Raw genomic sequence first — 19,296 nt, 5'->3', positions numbered from 1 at the left:
TACTTTTTATCAAATCTTGTTTTCTCTTTATCTAGGCTCCACAATGAGCTTGATGGCTGTTCGTTCCTCACCGTCAATGACGATATCAGTGAAGGCAGGGATACAGATTAAATCCACTCCGCTAGGTGCTACAAACCCTCTTGCGATAGCAACTGCTTTAACCGCTTGATTTAATGCACCTGCACCAATAGCTTGGATTTCTGCTCCACCTCTTTCACGTAGAACACCTGCAAGCGCACCAGCTACAGAATTGGGACTAGACTTTGCTGAAACCTTTAATATCTCCATTTCTAGCTCCTCCTTGTTTAACCCCCCCGCATGTTACATTAAGTAATAATGAACATATCAGGATATATATCATTCCAATGTTACTATATTCCAAGTTTCATACACATATTCCAGCTTGGACATAAAAAATTAGAAAATATTTGTTAATACAAGAAGAGCTAGTTCTCCTAATCATCATCCATTTATTACGAGAAAAATGGATGATCATCATTGATCAATATACGTTCTATTTTCTTTGCTTTCCCAGTCTTTTTATCTACTTCGATTAGACAGCCGCTTAATTGTGCTCTCCCACTCTTCGGCGGCTCGAAGCGTGTTGGCAAATTGGTTAAGAAACGATTCAATACTAATTCCTTCTGCATCCCAAGAATCGCGTCATATGGTCCTGTCATCCCAACATCTGCCATAAAGGCAGTTCCATTTGGAAGAATACGGTTATCTGCAGTTTGCACATGTGTATGTGTTCCCACAACGGCTGTTACTTTCCCATCTAAATACCATCCCATTGCTTGCTTTTCACTTGTCGCCTCTCCGTGGAAATCAACAAAAATAATATCGGTGCGTTTTTTTGCTTCCTCAACTAAGCCATCAATCACGATAAATGGATCATCACTCGGATTCATAAATGTTCGGCCTTGTAAATTGATAACAGCTACTTCAATATCATTAATTTTAACAAATACCATGCCTTTTCCTGGATTATTTTCGGGAAAATTGGCAGGTCGTACTAAATATTTTGCCTGATCGATGAATTCAAATATTTCACGGTTATCCCATGTATGGTTTCCCATTGTTATTGCTTGAGCACCAATTTCCAGAAAGCTTCGATAGATTTTCTCGGTGATTCCTTTTCCGCCAGCAGCATTTTCGCCATTTATAATCGTCATCTGAGGACGGTATTTCTCCTTCAGCTTTGGTAAGTACTCTTTAATCATATCTCGGCCCATAGAGCCTACGACATCCCCAATAAATAAAATATGCATGTCTTTTTTCCTACTTTCTAATCTTCACTATGTAACAGTGTAACATATTATTGCTTGCGTTCCTAACTCGATTTTCCTTCTAAAAGCTTTTTGAAAATAATGTTGCCAAGCAATAAAAAAAAACGGTGCAAACGCACCGTTTTTATTTTGCATATTCAACCGCTCTTGTTTCACGAATGACGGTTACTTTGATATGACCTGGATAATCTAATTCCTCTTCGATTTTCTTACGAATATCACGTGCTAATCGATGGGATTCTAAATCATCCACAAGATCAGGTTTCACCATGATTCGAATCTCACGACCTGCTTGAATAGCGAATGATTTCTCTACTCCATCATAAGACTCTGAAATTTCTTCAAGCTTCTCAAGTCGGCGAATATAGTTTTCTAATGTTTCTCTTCGCGCTCCTGGTCTTGCAGCTGAAAGTGCGTCAGCAGCAGCTACTAGTACAGCGATAATTGAAGTTGGTTCCGTATCACCATGATGGGATGCGATACTATTGATCACAACTGGATGTTCTTTATACTTGGTAGCAAGTTCGACACCAATTTCCACATGGCTTCCTTCTACTTCATGATCAATTGCTTTCCCTATATCATGAAGTAAGCCAGCTCTGCGAGCAAGAGTTTGATCCTCACCAAGTTCAGCAGCTAAAATTCCTGATAATTGTGCCACTTCCATACTGTGCTTTAATACATTTTGTCCATAGCTTGTACGGAATTTTAGACGGCCGAGAATTTTAATTAAATCTGGATGTAATCCATGAACTCCGACCTCAAACGTAGTTTGTTCTCCGATCTCACGAATATGTTCATCCACTTCTCGGCGAGCTTTATCAACCATTTCTTCAATACGAGCTGGATGAATACGTCCATCTTGGACGAGCTTATCTAACGCAAGTCTAGCAGTTTCACGTCTTATTGGATCAAAACCAGATAAAATTACTGCTTCTGGTGTATCATCAATAATTAAGTCAATTCCTGTTAATGTTTCAAGCGTTCGAATATTTCGTCCTTCACGGCCGATAATTCGCCCTTTCATTTCATCATTTGGAAGGTTAACAACGGAAACTGTAGTTTCTGCAACATGATCAGCTGCACAACGTTGGATTGCAAGTGACAAAATTTCTTTAGCCTTTTTATCTGCTTCTTCTTTCGCTCTAGTGTCACTTTCTTTAATCATTATCGCAATATCATGAGCAACTTCTTGCTCTGTACGCTCTAAAATGATGGACTTCGCCTCTTCTCGGGTTAATCCAGAAATGCGCTCTAGTTCTGTTTGCTGCTTGCGAACCATCTCGTCCACTTTGCTTTCCATCTCTTCCATATGCTGTTGTCTTTTATTAAGAGAATCGTCCCTCTTTTCTAACACTGATTCACGTTTATCTAACGCTTCTCCCTTGCGATCAAGATTTTCCTCTTTTTGCAATAAACGATTTTCTTGTTTTTGTAGTTCATTTCTTCGATCACGAACTTCTAGTTCTGCTTCACTACGAAGCTTGTGAATCTCATCCTTTGCTTCTAACAAAGCTTCTTTTTTCAATGCGTCTGCTTCACGCTTTGCATTCTCCATAATTTGTTCAGCAGTCAACGTTGCATTGCTAATTTTTGCATTAGCATTGGACTTTCGAATAAAATATACAACAAAGCCAACAACGGCAATAACGATTAGAATAAGCAAAATGGAGATGATTTTTATTAAATCCATCATTTTCACCTCCTCTTGCTATCAAATTGTGTTTGTTACGATTTTAAAAGTATTGGCTTAAAATGTTCCTTTTTTCAATCGAAATTTTCCCTAGTCTTATAAAAATGTTTTCTAGGTTTTCATACTTATAAAAATGTAAAATATACAATTCAATTGTATAGTTGTACCAATTTATTGTCAAGACTTTGAACTAGTAGGATTAACCTAATTCTCATTGGCTATCTCGTTATCATTTTCCTCTAACAATTGCTCTTTACTTCCTATATATGTATGAATTTCACCTTATTTAAAGCTAAATCTAACCTATCATCCGTATTATAGTCAGAAACTAAGCTTATTAAACCTGTGGAGACCTATATCCCACAGCCTCTTTAAAAATGCCTAAGTCGATTACAGAGTTTTTTTTACTTTTCAGCTTACAAGATGGCCAATAATTGCGTGTTTTTGGATTAGTTAGCTTCAAGCACACGAATGGTATCGAAACATATACTTTTATAGAATAGTAACAAAAAAGATGGCAAACGGAAAAACCGTCTCCCATCTTTTCTTAATGATTAATCGATTAATTCGAATTGTTCTTGGTCGTCATTATCAGGCTGTAATGTTACTTCTTTATCCAGCCCATAATGATCACGAATTTTCTTTTGAATCTCTAAGCGCATTTCTGGATTTTCTTTTAAGAATTGCTTCGCATTTTCACGGCCTTGGCCTAATCTTTCGTCATTGTAAGAATACCAAGCTCCACTTTTTTGAACAATATCAAGTTCTGAACCAAGGTCAATAATTTCTCCTTCTTTAGAGATACCTTCTCCATACATGATATCAACTTCCGCTACTTTGAAAGGTGGTGCTACTTTATTTTTTACCACTTTGATTTTTGTTTTGTTTCCTACCATATCTGTTCCTTGTTTTAACGTTTCAGCACGACGAACTTCTAGTCGGACAGATGAATAGAATTTTAGCGCACGACCACCAGGAGTTGTTTCAGGATTTCCGAACATTACTCCAACTTTTTCACGAATTTGGTTAATGAAAATAGCAATTGTTTTTGATTTATTAATAGCCCCAGATAACTTACGAAGCGCCTGTGACATTAAACGTGCTTGAAGTCCAACGTGAGAATCTCCCATTTCGCCTTCAATTTCTGCTTTTGGTACAAGTGCTGCTACAGAGTCAATAACTAAAATATCCACTGCCCCGCTTCGTACTAAGGCCTCCGCGATTTCTAATGCTTGTTCTCCGGTATCTGGTTGAGAAAGTAATAATTCATCAATATTAACGCCAAGCTTTTGTGCATAAACTGGATCCAATGCATGCTCTGCATCAATAAATGCTGCTTGTCCGCCATTTGCCTGAACCTCAGCAATAGCATGTAGCGCTACTGTTGTTTTACCTGAACTTTCAGGACCGTAAATTTCCACAATACGACCTCTTGGATATCCACCAACACCTAGGGCTGCATCTAAAGCTAAAGATCCACTTGGACTAGTAGAAATGACTCTATCTGCTTGCTCTCCCAGCTTCATAATACTACCTTTACCAAATTGCTTTTCTATTTGTTTTAACGCCATTTCTAATGCAGCTTGACGATCACTCAAATACGTTCTCCTCCTTATATAAAAAATGAATCTCACTAATCATGATTCATTCGTTGTTTAAAAGATTATATACTTAATATACCTTTTTTCCTTTCATTTGTACAGTAAAAAATCGAACATTCATTCGTTTTTTTTATTTTCCAGCTGAAAGGAAGCTTTTAAGTAAAAGACACCCTACTATTTATCTTCTAACATTTTCAATAAGAAATATTGACCGTATCTCACACTTCGAACTCGATTACTTGCTCTTGTTCCACTTAATGCTAACTTCTCTACTTTTGTCGGCTCCCCGCTTTTAGCAATCCCAATATAAACGGTACCTACTGGGTTTCCTTCTAATTCATTTGGGCCTGCAACACCTGTGAAGCTTATCCCAATTTCGGCATTTAATAAACGTGCCACATTCTCTGCAAGCTCTTTCGCACATTGCTCGCTTACCACACCATGTTCTTTAATCGTCGACTCTTTTACTTGCAGGATTTGATGCTTTACTTCATTTGTATAGCAAACAATTCCCCCTTTAAAAATATTCCCAGCACCTGGAATTCCTGTTATCTCCTGCTGAAACAGTCCTCCTGTCAGACTCTCTGCTGCTGCTACTGTTAAATTTTTCTTTAATAAAATATGGGAAAGCTCATTCATTAATGTAGTGTCCTCATATCCATAGAAAAATTCTCCTACGCGTGCGAATATTTCTTCTTCTGTTTTGGCAATCAATTTATCTGCTTCTTCTACAGAATCATGTTTACATGTGATACGTAATGTTACCTCTCCATCTCCTGCGAGCGGGGCAATAGTCGGATTAGTCTGGGCATCAATTAAGTCTTCTATTTTTGTTTCCAGCAGCGATTCTCCAATGCCGAAGAAGCGAAGCACGCGCGAAACGATGACATCTTTGCTTGTCATTTGCTTTTGTATAGCTGGAAATCCATATTTGACAAACATTGGCTGAATTTCTTTCGGTGGTCCTGGTAAAAGCATATAAAAACGATTGTCTTTTTTTAAAAACATCCCCGGTGCCATCCCATGGTCATTTGGAAGAACGTCGCTTCCCTCTAATACCAATGCTTGTTTTTTATTGTTTTCCGTCATAGTGCGTTTCGTTTTGACAAAATAGTCTTCAATGGAAGCTAAAGCTGTTTTATCAAAAACCAACTCTTTCCCTATATGCTTGGCAATCGTTTCTTTCGTTAAATCATCCTTTGTTGGACCTAATCCGCCGGAGAAAATAAGCAATTGCGCTCGATTTTCAGCGATTTTTATCGCTTCCTCTAAACGAGCTGCATTATCTCCAACTACTGTATGATAATAAACATTTACTCCTAAGTCGGCTAAATGCTTGGATATAAATTGAGCATTTGTATTAGCAATTTGTCCAAGTAATAATTCTGAGCCAACAGCAATAATCTCTGCATTCATGTAGTGCTCCCCCTTTTTGTCTGTTCATAAAGAAAGGACGTCTCTTTATAAAGCAATATTCGCTTGTCATAAATAGATGTCCTTATTTTTATTCCTCTATTTTATTTGGATGAAACAAAAGCCTGTTTGTTTTTTGCAAAATAATCCCAGCCAGACCAAATTGTAAAGATCAAAGCAACCCATAGTGCAAGCTTATCAAACGGCAGTGAGACAAGTTCAAAAATCATATTATGTAGTAAAAGGGCTGAAATCGCAACTATTTGAGCCCAAGTTTTAATTTTCCCAAGCATATTTGCTGCGACTACCTCTCCGCCGCCAGCTAATATTAAACGTAAACCGGTTACTGCGAATTCTCTGCTGATAATAACAATCGTAATCCATGCAGGTGCCATCTGCAATCCTACTAAAACAATTAATGCAGACGAAACTAATAATTTATCTGCTAAAGGATCTAAAAACTTCCCTAAATCGGTTACTAGATTATACTTTCTCGCAAAGTGTCCATCAATCCAATCCGTTGTCGATGCTAGAATAAAAATCAAGGCTCCGATAAAATGTGTCATCGGTAAGGTAACACCTAAAAATGTTAGTTCTCCCCATTGAAAGTCCACTAGCATGATGACTAGAAAGACGGGAATTAATAAAATTCTTGCTACGGTAATCTTATTTGGCAAATTCATCTTACATCCTCCATTACCATGACGTTAATCGTCACTTTCATTAAAAATAAATTAAAAACATTAGTATTATAACCTAATTACGATATAATAGCGAAAAATAGTCATCGAATCGATGACTATTCTTCTTTTATATTTTTAATAACAAGATCTTGTCTAGAGGATGAATCACCAAGCTCTAATTTTTCATCATTGACAAAAACATCAACTTGACTATTTCCAATTACAATACGTGCTTCTGTCTCTTTTGATAAATCTTCTTCGTGTGATTCAGCTCCCCCCTTTTCAAGGATACCTTGGAAAAAAGAATAGTTTTTGCCATTTTGGATATCAACCCAAACTTTTCCTGTTGCTACAAGCTTAACAACAAACTTCTCAGCATTTTTCACTTCATATGTTGTCGTTCTTCCCGCTGTTTCTTTTTTGGTAATCTCTTGTTTTGGTGCCTCTTCTTCTACTTTCTTCTCTTCTTCTTCAACTACTTGTTCTTCCTCTTTATTAGCATCCTCATCAATTGCTTTTTCTTTTTCCTTTTTATTTAATGCATCTGATTTCATATAAACAGAATTCGGTTCCGTATCACTACTAGACTGTTTTTCTGGATTTGAATCTTTTGCATACACAAAATACCAAACCAGGAAAGCAACAGCCAATACAAGAATAGCAATAAGAATAGTTGGCAAGATATCAAATACTTTAGAAGTGGCTCCGTCTATTGCGCTTCTTGAATTTACTCTCGATAAATTTTGCGGTAACTCATCATTTACCGTTGTTGGTACCTCGGCTTTATACTCTTCAAATATTTCTTCTGGAACCAAATCTACTGCTTCTGCATATTGTTTGATAAATGCCCGTGTATAAAATTTACCTGGCATCATACTATAGTTACCTTCTTCAATGCCAACTAAATAACGGACTTGAATTTTGGTAATCTCTTGTAATTCTTCTAACGTTAGTCCTTTAGCTTCTCTAGCTTCTTTTAATCGATTTCCTAATTCACTCACAAGATAACACCTTCCAACTACTAAAAATCAAAACCCTCGAATTCACTTTCTAAGGCAAGAGTATTTTTTTTATGAACATCATAAAGAATCTCCTCGCCTGGCTCATGTCTTAGCTCAATAATATAATCAAAATCATCTAAAGTGTATTCTGTATTATGTACAAAGGCATCAGGATGTTCTACTACTTTTATACATGGCAGGCGCATCACTTCTCGAACAACCGCCCAATGTCGCTCATTAATCTGTTTAGAAGAAACAATTCCATCAATGATAAATAAATTGTTTTCATTATATTCTCCCTGCATTAAGGAATGGCGGATAGTCTGCTTTAGCAAAGTAGAACTTACTAAAAGCCATCTCTTATTTGCACAAACGCTTGCAGCTACTATGGACTCCGTTTTACCTACCCGCGGCATCCCTCTAATACCTATTAATTTATGGCCTTCTGTCTTAAATAATTCGGCCATAAAATCTACTAGCAATCCTAGCTCATAACGAACAAAGCGAAATGTTTTTTTGTCATCTGCATCCCTTTGAATATAACGACCATGTCTAACTGCAAGTTTATCTCTTAAAGAAGGTTCTCTAAGCTTGATTACTTTTATTGTGTCCATTGTATAGAGAATAGATTCTAACCTTTTTATTTGTTCCTTATTTTTGGCTAACATTAATAAGCCACGCCGTCCATCGTCTACCCCATTAATGGTGATAATATTGATTGAAAGCATCCCTAGTAATGAGGAAATCTCCCCTAGTAGGCCAGGTCGGTTTTTTTGAATTTCGTATTCTAGATACCATTCCTTCTGTTCCAAAAAAATCCTCCTACAACTAGCAAGTGAAATTTTCTAGTCTTTTAACTTCTATCATATAGCAATAGTATAAATAATCAAGAAAAAAGGGGTCAAAATAGAAAAAAAGATGGACTTTTTATAGAAAGGGTGCATTCTAGGAAAATAAGGTATTCTTTTTTATCTAAAATCATTGGTTTCTGCTATTGTTACTTGATTTATATGCAGGCAATTGCTTCTATTTGTTTCTTCCTTTATTTAAATGAACAGTGTGGAGATATACCTTTTTAATAGAGGAGCTTTTCTCTCTATTTCCTTTTCTATTTTGCTTTCTTGCTTTTGGTCAGACAGGATTCCCATCTATTAAGCATATCATCTTGATTAGAATATTTTTACATAACAAAAGAAAGAAGCTCGATAAATAGCTTTTCTATTTATCGAGCTTCTATGATTGCCACTAATAATTATTTTGTTCCGTTATTATGCACTAATTTTACCATCATATTTGCAATCGCATGCTGTTCTTTTTCATCTGCAACTGACCATAAATCGGATAAAATCTTTTCTTGTTCATTCTTAGGTTGAACTTGATTAGACAGATAATCTCCAATTTGAAAAGCAAGATCTCCTATTGCTTCCTGATTCATTCCCTCATTTTCAGCATGATGAAGACGATCTGCTAAAAAGTCTTTCCATTGATCCCAATTTTCTAAAATAGACATCATGAATTACTCCTTCCATTGCTTAGTGAATTACATCATTATTTTGGTTTGTTCGATGAAATAATATGCATGAAAATCTTTTGGAAAAGCTATCTATACATGCCATCCCCCATTAAGTGAAAGGACTTGTCCTGTCATATAAGAAGATTTTTCCGATAATAGAAAGGCTACGCTTTCTGCTACTTCTTGCGGACTTCCTAATCTCCCCATCGGGATTTCCTCTGCCATCAACTGCATTTCTTCAGGCGAAAAAGATTGAAGCATGTTCGTTTCAATAGCGCCAGGAGCTACTGCATTCACTCGAATACCATTAAAGGCAACCTCTTTACTTAATGCCTTCACAAAGCTAATCTGGGCACCCTTTACAGTTGAATAAGCAACTTCCATTGCTGCTCCTACTTGGCCCCATATACTGGTGATCACGATAATATTACCATATTGTCTAGAAAGCATTTTCGGTAATAATGCTTTTGTTATACACATTAATGAATGAACATGGACATTCCATAGGGCTTTCATTTCCCCTTCTTCCAAATCCGTCAATAAACCATATGTACTTATACCACTTGCGTGAACGATTCCATCTATTGTGAAAATACTTTCGAGAATTTTTTGATAGTCATTTTCTTGTTGTAAATCTGCTTGTATAGGTAAGTATTCTCCGCCATTCACTGCTAGAACTTCTAATAATTCCTTTATTGCTTTTTCATTTTGATGATAATGTAAGTAAAGAGAATAGCCTTCTTTTGCTAATTGTTTTGCAATTGCTTGTCCAATCCCACCAGATGCACCGGTAATTAAAATCCATTTCCCCATTTTTTTCTCACTCCATATACTTTTACCTATAAATCTAAACAGCAACAGACACAAAGAAATAAATTTCTTTGTGTCTGCCATCATTATTTCGGCACTACTTGGCAAGATGTTAGTCTTTCTTCTGCTAAAAATTTATTAGCCGCATTTTTTATATCCTCTACTGTTATTTCTTCGACAGCAGGCACCACATCAAATAAATTCATTTCATTGAAAGCATAGCGTGTAAATTGGTTAGCGATATATTCTGGTGAATTAATCGCACGTAAGAAAGCGCCAATTTTCTTTTTCTTCGTTCTTTCTAACGTCTCGCTGGCGAAATCCATTGTTTTAGCTTTCATTAAAATTTCTTTAATTGCAGCTTCTAACCGATCAGGATCACTCGTATCCCCACCAATCATCGCAAATCCAAATCCGTGCTCCTGTGTGTAATCATAAGAAAAAGTATCATCAATTAAGCCTTCTTGGAAAAGATTTTGGTAGTTTTCAGAGCTTTCACTAAATAGGAAATCTAATAATAAATTGATGCTCCACTCTTGTTTCATCATTTCTTTTCCGGACTGCTCTACATTGATTCCTTTTATCCCAACAAGACATTTAGAAGTGTGGACGTTCATTTTTAAAACTTGCTTGTCCTTATTAACATGTGCAGGCTCTTCTTTAAATTTACGTTGAATTTCACTATGATTTGTATAGTCTTTTTTACTTTGATTTTCTCTTATCTGAGCCATATATTCCTCTGGATCAACAGGTCCTACAATGAAAAGAAGCATATTGCTTGGGTGGTAGAACGTATTATAGCACTCATACAACATATCTTTTGTGATATGTGAGATGGATTCAATCGTTCCAGCAATATCAATTTTCACAGGATGATGGACATACATATTTTCAATTAATCCAAAGTAAAGGCGCCAATCTGGATTATCATCATACATCGAAATTTCTTGTCCGATAATTCCTTTTTCTTTTTCTACCGTTTTCTCCGTAAAGTATGGCTCCTGTACAAAATTAATAAGCGTTTCCAGATTATTCGCTACATTAGAGGTACTAGAAAACAAATAGGCTGTTCTTGTAAAAGACGTAAAAGCGTTAGCACTTGCCCCCTGTTTACTAAAATCTTGAAAAACGTCACCATCTTCTTTTTCAAAAAGCTTATGCTCTAAGAAATGAGCAATTCCATCAGGAACTTGAGTGAATTCGGATCCCTCAAGAGGAATAAATGTGTTATCTACAGAACCATAGTTTGTTGTGAATGTACAAAACGTCTTATTAAACCCTTTTTTCGGCAAAATATATACCTTTAAGCCATTTGCTAATTTTTCATAATATAGCTCTTCTTGCAATTGAGCAAATTCTATTTTTTCCATTATGCATTTCCCTCCGATCCCGTTAAGAAATAAATGGTGTCTAGTTCGATCTTTTTAGCGGCAGCAATGATTTCCTCTCTGGAAACTTTACTCATATATTGAAGCCAATCACCCATCTCTACATAATTATCACTTACGCTATTATGGTAGAACAATTCAATCATGCCACGGGAAGTATCCAATGTTTCCAGCATTTGATTATGAATCACCGCTTTTGTCTGCATTATTTCTTGATCGGAAAATTCGCCTTTTTTCATTAACTCCATTTGTTCCTTAATAATCTTTACTGCCTTATCATAATTGTTATTATCTATTCCTGACATTACTAAAAGCAATCCTTTATGACTTTCTAAACGACTTGCTGCATAATAGGCAAGACTTTCTTTTTCCCTGACATTAATAAATAGCTTAGAATGCGAGAACCCGCCATAAATACCATTAAGTACTTGAAGGGCAAAATATTCAGGATCTCCATAAACTATATTTGTGCGGAATCCCATATTTAGTTTTCCTTGTTTAATATCTTGAACTTCACGAACCTCTTTTACTTCCCTAGTTTCATACGTTTTTCTACGATCAATTGATTGTGCAGTTCTTTCTTTAAATGGAAATAAATCCTCAATATATGCTCCTATCTCTTCTTCTTTAATATCGCCGACCATATACAAATCAATCTGATCCTCTGCTAACGCTTTTATATAATAGGCGTAAAGGGATTGTGGGGTAATGCTGTCAACCTCATCCTTTTCACCGTACACACTTAATGCATAAGGCTCATTTTCACACATAACATCAATTACCCGTTGATTCGAATATCGCATTTTATCGTCATAGATGGATTGAATTCTTTGCTTTAATGCACGTTTTTCATTCTCTATAACATTTTGGTCAAAACCACTTTCTGATACATTTGGCTGAAAGATTACCTCAGATAAAAATTCCAAGCCTTTTTTTAATAAAGGAGCTGGGTCTGAGAGAAACTTTTCATTTGCAATTTCTAAGGAGAAAGAAACAATGTGGTATTCCCCTTTTTTAGCAAGATCGATAAAAAAAGTAGCTCCGTACAATTCTTCTATAAAGGAACGAAGCTTTGCCGTTGTCGGATATTTCTTTGTACTATTTTGCATCACATAAGGAAGAAGGGCCCTGTGTGTGGAATTTTCTTTTGTAATAGGGGTCCGCCATTTCACCACAATCGTATTCGTTTTAAATTTTTCAGTCTTGACTGTATGTAATTGAAAGCCGCTATATTTTGTAATTTTTTCCGTTGCTATGCTCATAACATACCTCCTCATATACTTACACTAATCATACACTACTTACTAGTATTAACTCTATTTATATGGTTATTCTCATAAAGTCTAGATTAGGATGATTTTCCTTTAAACTTATATCTTTCTCCTTTGCTTATTTCTATTCCTTCTTTATCATATAGCTTAAACTTATAATAATAGGATTTTGCCTCTATTTCTGAAAGTCTTTCATCGACGTTCCCATTGAAAAATTGCCTAAAGATACCTTTTTTCTCTCCTTCCACTTATTATTAATGATTAAGTCAATCGAACGAACACTTGCCCCACCCCATCTGATAATAAAAAGAAAGAGTGGTGTTCGTTCACCCTCGATTGAAATCGTGTAGCTAGTTACTCCTTTACTCAGCTCTCTATCAAAGCTCTTACCAAGCTAGGTATAGTTCCCTTTGGAATGTTTTTCAAACTTAATAGCTCCTAGCCCTCTCCATTTGTAAAACCAGCGATTCTAGTCTTTTCTGTATCGAAAATATCAATAAATTTCAGATTAGTTCCTTAATCAACCTTCTTAATAGAACTTCATCATTACCATAAATTGGTCCATTCCATAATAATCCGATTACAAGGATAAGCAATATACTACTAAATAAAAATAATAGATTTTTTACGCTCATATATTTTCCTAACTTTATAAAAAATTAATTAAATCAATTATCAATCAAAAAAAGTTTATTCAATAATAGCGAAGAAAATAATTCTAAATTATACTTTTTCCTTTAAAAGGACGATTATTTCCATGAAAACAGGAAAAAAATAAAGAAAAGAAGAAAGGGAGAGATGCACAATGCCAAAGCTTGTTTTGATTCGCCATGGAGAAAGTCTTTGGAATGTGGAAAATCGCTTTACTGGTTGGACAGATATTGAACTATCAGAAAAAGGGTTAACAGAAGCAAGGGAAGCTGGAATTATTCTCAATCATAACGGATACACATTTGATATTGCATATACATCCTATTTAAAAAGAGCTATTCGGACATTATGGATTATTCTCGATGAAATGGATAGCATGTGGATTCCTATACATAAAACGTGGAAATTAAATGAACGGCATTATGGTGCTTTGCAAGGATTAAATAAAAAAGAAACAGCTGATCAATATGGGCTTGACCAAGTTCAAAAATGGAGAAGATCCATGGATATCAGACCACCAGCTTTAAATAAAGATGATCCCCGCTACAATATCGACGATCCAAGGTATCAACAGCTCGAAGAAGGCGAATTTCCTTTAACAGAAAGTCTTGCCGATACGGAGAAAAGAGTCCTAACTTTCTGGGATCAAGAAATTGCACCCATGCTACACAATAATAAAAAAGTAATTATTGCAGCTCATGGTAATACAATTCGCGCTATTATTCAGTATTTAGATAACGTTTCACCTGACGGAATTGCATCTTTAAACATTCCAACAAGCATTCCATTAGTATATGAATTAGATGATAATTCCTTAAAACCTATTCGCCATTATTATTTAGATATGAACGGCGAAGTTCCTGCCGATGTGATTCCTAAACATATTCCAATTGATTTATTGGATAAAGAAATTAAAACGAAGGCAATTAATACACATGAGGAATAAAAAACGTCAGGAAAATTAGTCATTGAAATGATTAAATAAAAAACACCCCAAAAGTTAGAATTGGTTCGTCTAACTTTTGGGGTGCACATAATTAGAAGTCTCTTTTTTATTTTCCCAAAGGATTATCTGCTACCTTTAATATAAGGAACACCAGAAGCTTTTGGTGCATCTGCACGACCGATAAAGCCTGTTAATGCAATAATAGTTAATACATATGGTGCAATTAACAAGTAAACGCTCGGGATGTTTTCTAAGAACGGTAAGCTGCTTCCAACAATACTTAAGCTTTGAGCAAAACCAAAGAAAATCGCAGCTCCCATTGCTCCAAGCGGATTCCATTTTCCGAAGATCAGGGCGGCAAGTGCCATGAATCCTTGTCCGCTAATGGTCGCATGGGTAAAATCATTTGTAATCGACTGCGCAAATACGCCCCCACCGATTCCACCAAATGCACCAGAAAGAATAACCGCAATATAACGCATTTTGGTTACGTTAATGCCCATTGTATCTGCAGCCATCGGATGCTCTCCAACAGAACGAAGACGCAAGCCGAATGGCGTTTTATACATAACGAACCAAACAATAACAGCAACAACAATTGCTAAGTAAGAAGTCCAATATGTATTAGAGAAAAATAAGTCTCCAATCACAGGGATGTCCTTTAATAGCGGAATATCAATTTTCTTAAAGCTATAACGAATGGTACCTGTTTGTCCCTTTCCATCATAGATTAATTTTACTAAGAACATAGCAAGACCAGCTGCTAGTAGATTAATCGCTACACCAGAAACCGTTTGGTCGGCACGGAATGTAATACTTGCCACTGCATGAAGTATCGAGAATAGAGCACCGACAACCATTGCGACAAGCAAAGAAACCCATGGTGTCCAAGCGCCAAGACTATCAGCAAATGTTAAATTAAAAACAATGGAGGAGAAAGCTCCCATTACCATTAAACCCTCTAGTCCAATATTAACTACCCCTGCTCTTTCAGAAAAATTCCCGCCAAGCGCAGTAAAAATTAGTGGAGCAGCAAACAATAGCGAAGAAGGTATGACAATTAATAATACGTCCATTAATCCCATTTACTTCTCCCCCTTTTTACTTTTATTTTTACTCAATCGTTCTAAGAATAAGCGAATCATATAGCTTGAAGCAACAAAGAAAACGATTAAAGCAATAATGATATCAACCATCTCATTCGGTACTCCAGCTTCAAGCGGCATATTTAACGCCCCTACTTTTAAGAAACCGAACAAGCATGCAGCAAGCAAGATTCCGACTGGGCCATTTGCTCCAAGTAAAGCAACGGCAATCCCATCAAATCCAACCCCTGTAAATCCACCTTTATTACTCACATATTCAAATGTTCCTAAACCTTCCATTGCTCCTGCAAGACCTGCAAAAGCACCAGAAATGACCATAGAAAGAATGATATTACGGTTAACATTCATACCAGCATATTGGGAGGCATTCTGATTAAAACCAACAGACTTTAATTCATATCCTTTTACTGTTTTCTCTAAGATAATCCACATAAGTATAGCGCATCCAACCGCAATTAAGATTCCCCAGTGCATACGGGAATAGTCTGTTAAGCTTTCTAAGAACCCAGAACGCAGACTAGCAGTTGGCGCAATATTTTCTGTACGGTCTGCTTTATCTGTAAGCACGTTTCGGATTAAATAGTTGGATACATGTAATGCGACATAGTTCATCATAATACTTACGATAACTTCATGAACTCTAAATCGTGCCTTTAAAAAGCCTGGTACAAATGCCCACAGCGCACCAGCAGCAGCAGCAGCTAATACAGCAAGTGGTAAATGAATAATTTTTGGTAAATCAAAGGAAATCCCTACCCAAACTGCAGCAAGCCAGCCAACAATTAATTGCCCTTCAACCCCAATATTGAATAATCCGGTGCGAAAAGCGAAGGCAACTGCAAGACCTGCAAGAATCAACGGAGTGATTTGGCGCACTACTTCTCCAGTGAAATAAATATCTCCAAACGCTCCATTCCAAAGGGCTGTATATGCATCCGCAGGATTATAACCTGTTGCAAACATGATAATCGTCCCAACAATAACCCCTAACAATACGGCAATAATTGGAATACTAATTTTCTTTATTGTATTAGACATTATTCTCCACACCCACTTTTTTAGCTTTCGATCCTGCCATTAATAAACCTAGCTCTTGTTCTGTTGTTGTTTTTGGATCCACTGTTGCAATAATTTCGCCATCAAAAATAACAGCAATGCGGTCACTGACATTTAAAATTTCATCTAATTCAAAGGAAATTAATAATACCGCTTTTCCTTTATCTCTTTGTTCGATTAATCGTCGATGAATAAATTCAATTGCACCTACATCCAGTCCCCTAGTTGGCTGGGCAGCAATAAGCAAATCAGGGTCACGATCTACTTCTCTACCAATGATTGCCTTCTGCTGGTTACCCCCAGAGAGAGCTCTCGCTGGTGTGTGTATACTTGGTGTACGGACATCAAATTCTTCAATTAACTTGCTCGCTTTTTTCTCGATTTCGCCTTGGTTTAAAAAGCCATATTTAGAAAATGGGCTTTTGTAATAGGTCTGTAAAGCCATATTTTGTCCAATCGAAAAGTCAAGTACTAAACCGTGTTTATGTCGATCCTGCGGAATATGACCAATCCCACTTTCTGTAATTTTCCGTGGAGAAAGTACACTGATTTCTTTGCCGTTAAGGGTAATACTTCCACTGTTTTTCTTCATTAAGCCAGTAATCGCCTCAATCAACTCTGATTGACCATTACCATCTACCCCAGCAATCCCTACAATCTCACCTGCTTTAACATCTAGGTTAAGAGAGTTGACTACATGGACACCACGACTATCTTTTACAGTTAAATCAGAAATTTTTAATACTGTTTCTTTCGGATTTGGTGCTTTTTTTTCTGTTTTAAAGGAAACTTCACGGCCAACCATTAAGTTTGCAAGCTCATTTGGGTTTGTATCTTTTACATTATAAGTGCCAATGCCTTCCCCTTTTCTGATAACCGTAACACGGTCACATACTTCCATAATTTCTTTTAATTTATGGGTAATGAGGATAATGGACTTGCCCTCTTGAATTAACTTACGGAAGATACCAATTAATTCGGCAATTTCCTGCGGAGTTAAAACAGCTGTCGGCTCATCAAAAATCAAAATTTCAGCTCCGCGATATAACGTTTTTAAGATTTCTACTCTTTGTTGCATTCCAACAGAAATATTAGCAATCTTCGCTTTCGGATCAACTGCCAATCCATAACGCTCTGAAATTTCCTGTACTTCTCTTTCTGCTTTTTTTAAATCGATTTTTCCTTTGCTGACTGTTTCTTTTCCTAAAATAATATTTTCCGTCACCGTAAAGGTGTCAATCAACATAAAATGCTGATGAACCATTCCGATTCCTAAATCATTCGCAATATTTGGATTAGAAATATTTACGACTTTCCCACGCGCACGAATTTCCCCTTTTTCTGGCTGATATAGACCAAAAAGAACATTCATTAGCGTAGATTTTCCTGCACCATTTTCCCCTAAAAGTGCGTGAATCTCACCTTTTTTTACTTGAAGGGTAATATTGTTGTTTGCAACAATACCAGGGAATTCTTTACGAATATTTAACATCTCGATTACATATTCCATCTAATCCACTCCTTCCTACTTACCTTACAAGATAAATGTTATAAAGCTTAAAATACACGTATGATGTCAAAGAATTTTATTTTCTAAAACAATCCACAAAGGAAATTATGTAATTTTTATATTACGATAATTTCGACATATAAAATTTTTAATAAAGACTAGAATTAAACTTCTACTCTTTAGTTAAAATTCTATTTTTTGTCGTAAAAAAGGAATAAGTGTTTGCCATGCAAACCACTTATTCCTGGAAAATTAGCAATTGCTATTTACTTAACAGTATCAGGAACAGTGTACTCACCGTTTTTAATTTTAGCAGTCCATTCTTCAACAGCTGCATCAATTTCAGCTTTCTTTTTAACTTCTTCATTAATTGGTGCAAGACCAACACCATCTTCTTTTAAGCCATAAACAGTAGTTTCGCCACCTGGGAATTTACCGTCTTTTGCTTTAGTTGAAATATCTTGTACCGCTGTGGAAACACCTTTTAATGCAGAAGTTAACACAATGTTGTGGTCTCCTACTACACCTTCTGCTGCTTGATCAGAGTCAACACCGATTGCCCAAATATATTTTGAAGGGTCTTTTTCTTTTAAATCACGAGCTTCAGAGAATAATCCAGCACCAGTACCACCAGAAGCATGGAATACTACATCTGCGCCTGAAGAGTACATCTTACTTGCAATTGTTTTACCAAGTTCAGGTTTATCAAATGCACCAGCATATTGTACGTCTACCTTAATATTAGGGTCTACTGCTTTAACGCCATCAACGAATCCAGCTTCGAAGCGTCCAATTACATCTCCTTCTACCCCGCCAATAAATCCAATCTTTTTAGATTCGGTTGCATGAGCTGCTGCAACACCAGCTAAGAAAGAAGCTTCTTGTTCTTTAAAAGTAATGCTTGCTACATTAGGTTGGTTAACTACAGCATCAACAATTGCAAAATGTGCATCTTTTTGTTGTTGAGAAATTTCTGAAATTGCACCTTCCATTAAAAATCCGATTCCAAATACCAAATTATAGCCTTGACGAGATAAATTATTTAAATTAGTAGCATAATCTGAATCTGACTGTGATTGTTGGTAATCAATACCATTACCTTTTGATAAGCCATTCTCTTTACCAAATGCTTGTAAACCTTCCCAAGCTGATTGGTTAAATGATTTATCATCAACACCACCGACATCTGTTACCATTGCAACTTTAAATGAGTCTTTCTCTTTATCCCCATCTGCTGCTTTATCGTTACCTTTGTCATTACTTCCGCAAGCACTTAATACAGTTCCAGCAGCTAGTACTAAAGATAGTGCTAAGCCAAATTTACGCTTCTTCAAAGCTTGTACCCCCTAGACTTTTTATTGTTAT

Annotated in this window: 17 protein-coding genes; 1 reads left to right on the top strand and 16 read right to left on the bottom strand. The window is 36.3% G+C overall.

Features of this window, described 5'->3' with window-relative positions; genetic code table 11:
* Nucleotides 1-27 precede the first annotated feature (27 nt).
* The 12 genes from spoVS to yfmF form a co-directional block, all read right to left on the bottom strand.
* Complete coding sequence (spoVS, locus tag NSQ89_RS07255) at nt 28-288, bottom strand: stage V sporulation protein SpoVS (protein WP_016201204.1); 261 nt, start codon at nt 286-288, stop codon at nt 28-30.
* Nucleotides 289-473: 185 nt separating this feature from the next.
* Entirely contained in the window at nt 474-1,271 is a 798-nt protein-coding gene (locus NSQ89_RS07250) for a TIGR00282 family metallophosphoesterase (RefSeq protein ID WP_341132403.1), read from the bottom strand.
* Nucleotides 1,272-1,413: 142 nt separating this feature from the next.
* A complete protein-coding gene (rny, locus tag NSQ89_RS07245) occupies nt 1,414-2,982 on the bottom strand; it encodes a ribonuclease Y (protein ID WP_047940071.1) in 1,569 nt (522 codons plus the stop codon).
* Nucleotides 2,983-3,536: 554 nt separating this feature from the next.
* Entirely contained in the window at nt 3,537-4,580 is a 1,044-nt protein-coding gene (gene recA / locus NSQ89_RS07240) for a recombinase RecA (protein WP_047940070.1), read from the bottom strand.
* Between the two features lie 177 nt (nt 4,581-4,757).
* Nucleotides 4,758-5,999: a competence/damage-inducible protein A gene (locus NSQ89_RS07235; RefSeq protein WP_095321311.1), complete on the bottom strand. Its 1,242-nt coding sequence runs from the start codon at nt 5,997-5,999 to the stop codon at nt 4,758-4,760.
* A 101-nt stretch (nt 6,000-6,100) separates the two neighbouring features.
* Complete coding sequence (gene pgsA, locus NSQ89_RS07230; RefSeq protein ID WP_047940068.1) at nt 6,101-6,679, bottom strand: CDP-diacylglycerol--glycerol-3-phosphate 3-phosphatidyltransferase; 579 nt, start codon at nt 6,677-6,679, stop codon at nt 6,101-6,103.
* Nucleotides 6,680-6,795: 116 nt separating this feature from the next.
* A complete protein-coding gene (locus tag NSQ89_RS07225) occupies nt 6,796-7,680 on the bottom strand; it encodes a helix-turn-helix domain-containing protein (protein ID WP_047940067.1) in 885 nt (294 codons plus the stop codon).
* Between the two features lie 20 nt (nt 7,681-7,700).
* Nucleotides 7,701-8,492, bottom strand: coding sequence for a YmfK family protein (locus tag NSQ89_RS07220; protein WP_047940066.1), 792 nt, complete (start codon nt 8,490-8,492; stop codon nt 7,701-7,703).
* Between the two features lie 440 nt (nt 8,493-8,932).
* Nucleotides 8,933-9,190, bottom strand: coding sequence for a DUF3243 domain-containing protein (locus NSQ89_RS07215; RefSeq protein WP_047940065.1), 258 nt, complete (start codon nt 9,188-9,190; stop codon nt 8,933-8,935).
* Between the two features lie 93 nt (nt 9,191-9,283).
* The gene (ymfI, locus tag NSQ89_RS07210) at nt 9,284-10,006 is read right to left on the bottom strand and encodes an elongation factor P 5-aminopentanone reductase (RefSeq protein WP_047940064.1); all 723 of its coding nucleotides are present in this window, start codon (nt 10,004-10,006) and stop codon (nt 9,284-9,286) included.
* A gap of 83 nt (nt 10,007-10,089) precedes the next feature.
* On the bottom strand, nt 10,090-11,373 hold the full coding sequence (gene yfmH, locus NSQ89_RS07205) for an EF-P 5-aminopentanol modification-associated protein YfmH (protein WP_341132402.1): 1,284 nt from the start codon (nt 11,371-11,373) through the stop codon (nt 10,090-10,092).
* Nucleotides 11,373-12,653, bottom strand: coding sequence for an EF-P 5-aminopentanol modification-associated protein YfmF (gene yfmF, locus NSQ89_RS07200; protein ID WP_095319954.1), 1,281 nt, complete (start codon nt 12,651-12,653; stop codon nt 11,373-11,375). Before yfmF ends, yfmH begins: the two co-directional genes overlap by 1 nt.
* 814 nt (nt 12,654-13,467) lie before the next feature.
* Between yfmF and gpmA the strand changes: the two genes are divergently transcribed.
* Nucleotides 13,468-14,259, top strand: coding sequence for a 2,3-diphosphoglycerate-dependent phosphoglycerate mutase (gene gpmA / locus NSQ89_RS07195; protein ID WP_047940061.1), 792 nt, complete (start codon nt 13,468-13,470; stop codon nt 14,257-14,259).
* Between the two features lie 122 nt (nt 14,260-14,381).
* Here the strand turns inward: gpmA and NSQ89_RS07190 are convergent, their stop codons facing one another.
* From NSQ89_RS07190 to NSQ89_RS07175, 4 genes are all read right to left on the bottom strand, one after another.
* Nucleotides 14,382-15,344, bottom strand: coding sequence for an ABC transporter permease (locus NSQ89_RS07190; RefSeq protein ID WP_061796649.1), 963 nt, complete (start codon nt 15,342-15,344; stop codon nt 14,382-14,384).
* Entirely contained in the window at nt 15,345-16,403 is a 1,059-nt protein-coding gene (locus NSQ89_RS07185) for an ABC transporter permease (protein WP_047940058.1), read from the bottom strand. It lies immediately after the preceding gene.
* Nucleotides 16,396-17,931, bottom strand: a complete 1,536-nt coding sequence (locus NSQ89_RS07180) for an ABC transporter ATP-binding protein (protein WP_095257536.1) — start codon at nt 17,929-17,931, stop codon at nt 16,396-16,398. The genes NSQ89_RS07185 and NSQ89_RS07180 overlap by 8 nt, the downstream gene beginning before the upstream one ends.
* A gap of 266 nt (nt 17,932-18,197) precedes the next feature.
* Nucleotides 18,198-19,265: a BMP family lipoprotein gene (locus NSQ89_RS07175; RefSeq protein ID WP_061796650.1), complete on the bottom strand. Its 1,068-nt coding sequence runs from the start codon at nt 19,263-19,265 to the stop codon at nt 18,198-18,200.
* Nucleotides 19,266-19,296: the final 31 nt, after the last annotated feature.

The sequence above is a fragment of the Niallia sp. FSL R7-0648 genome (genome assembly GCF_038007005.1).
Lineage (GTDB): Bacteria > Bacillota > Bacilli > Bacillales > Cytobacillaceae > Niallia > Niallia circulans.
Note: the sequence above shows the minus strand (reverse complement) of the source record. Positions and strands in the feature narration are given on the sequence as shown.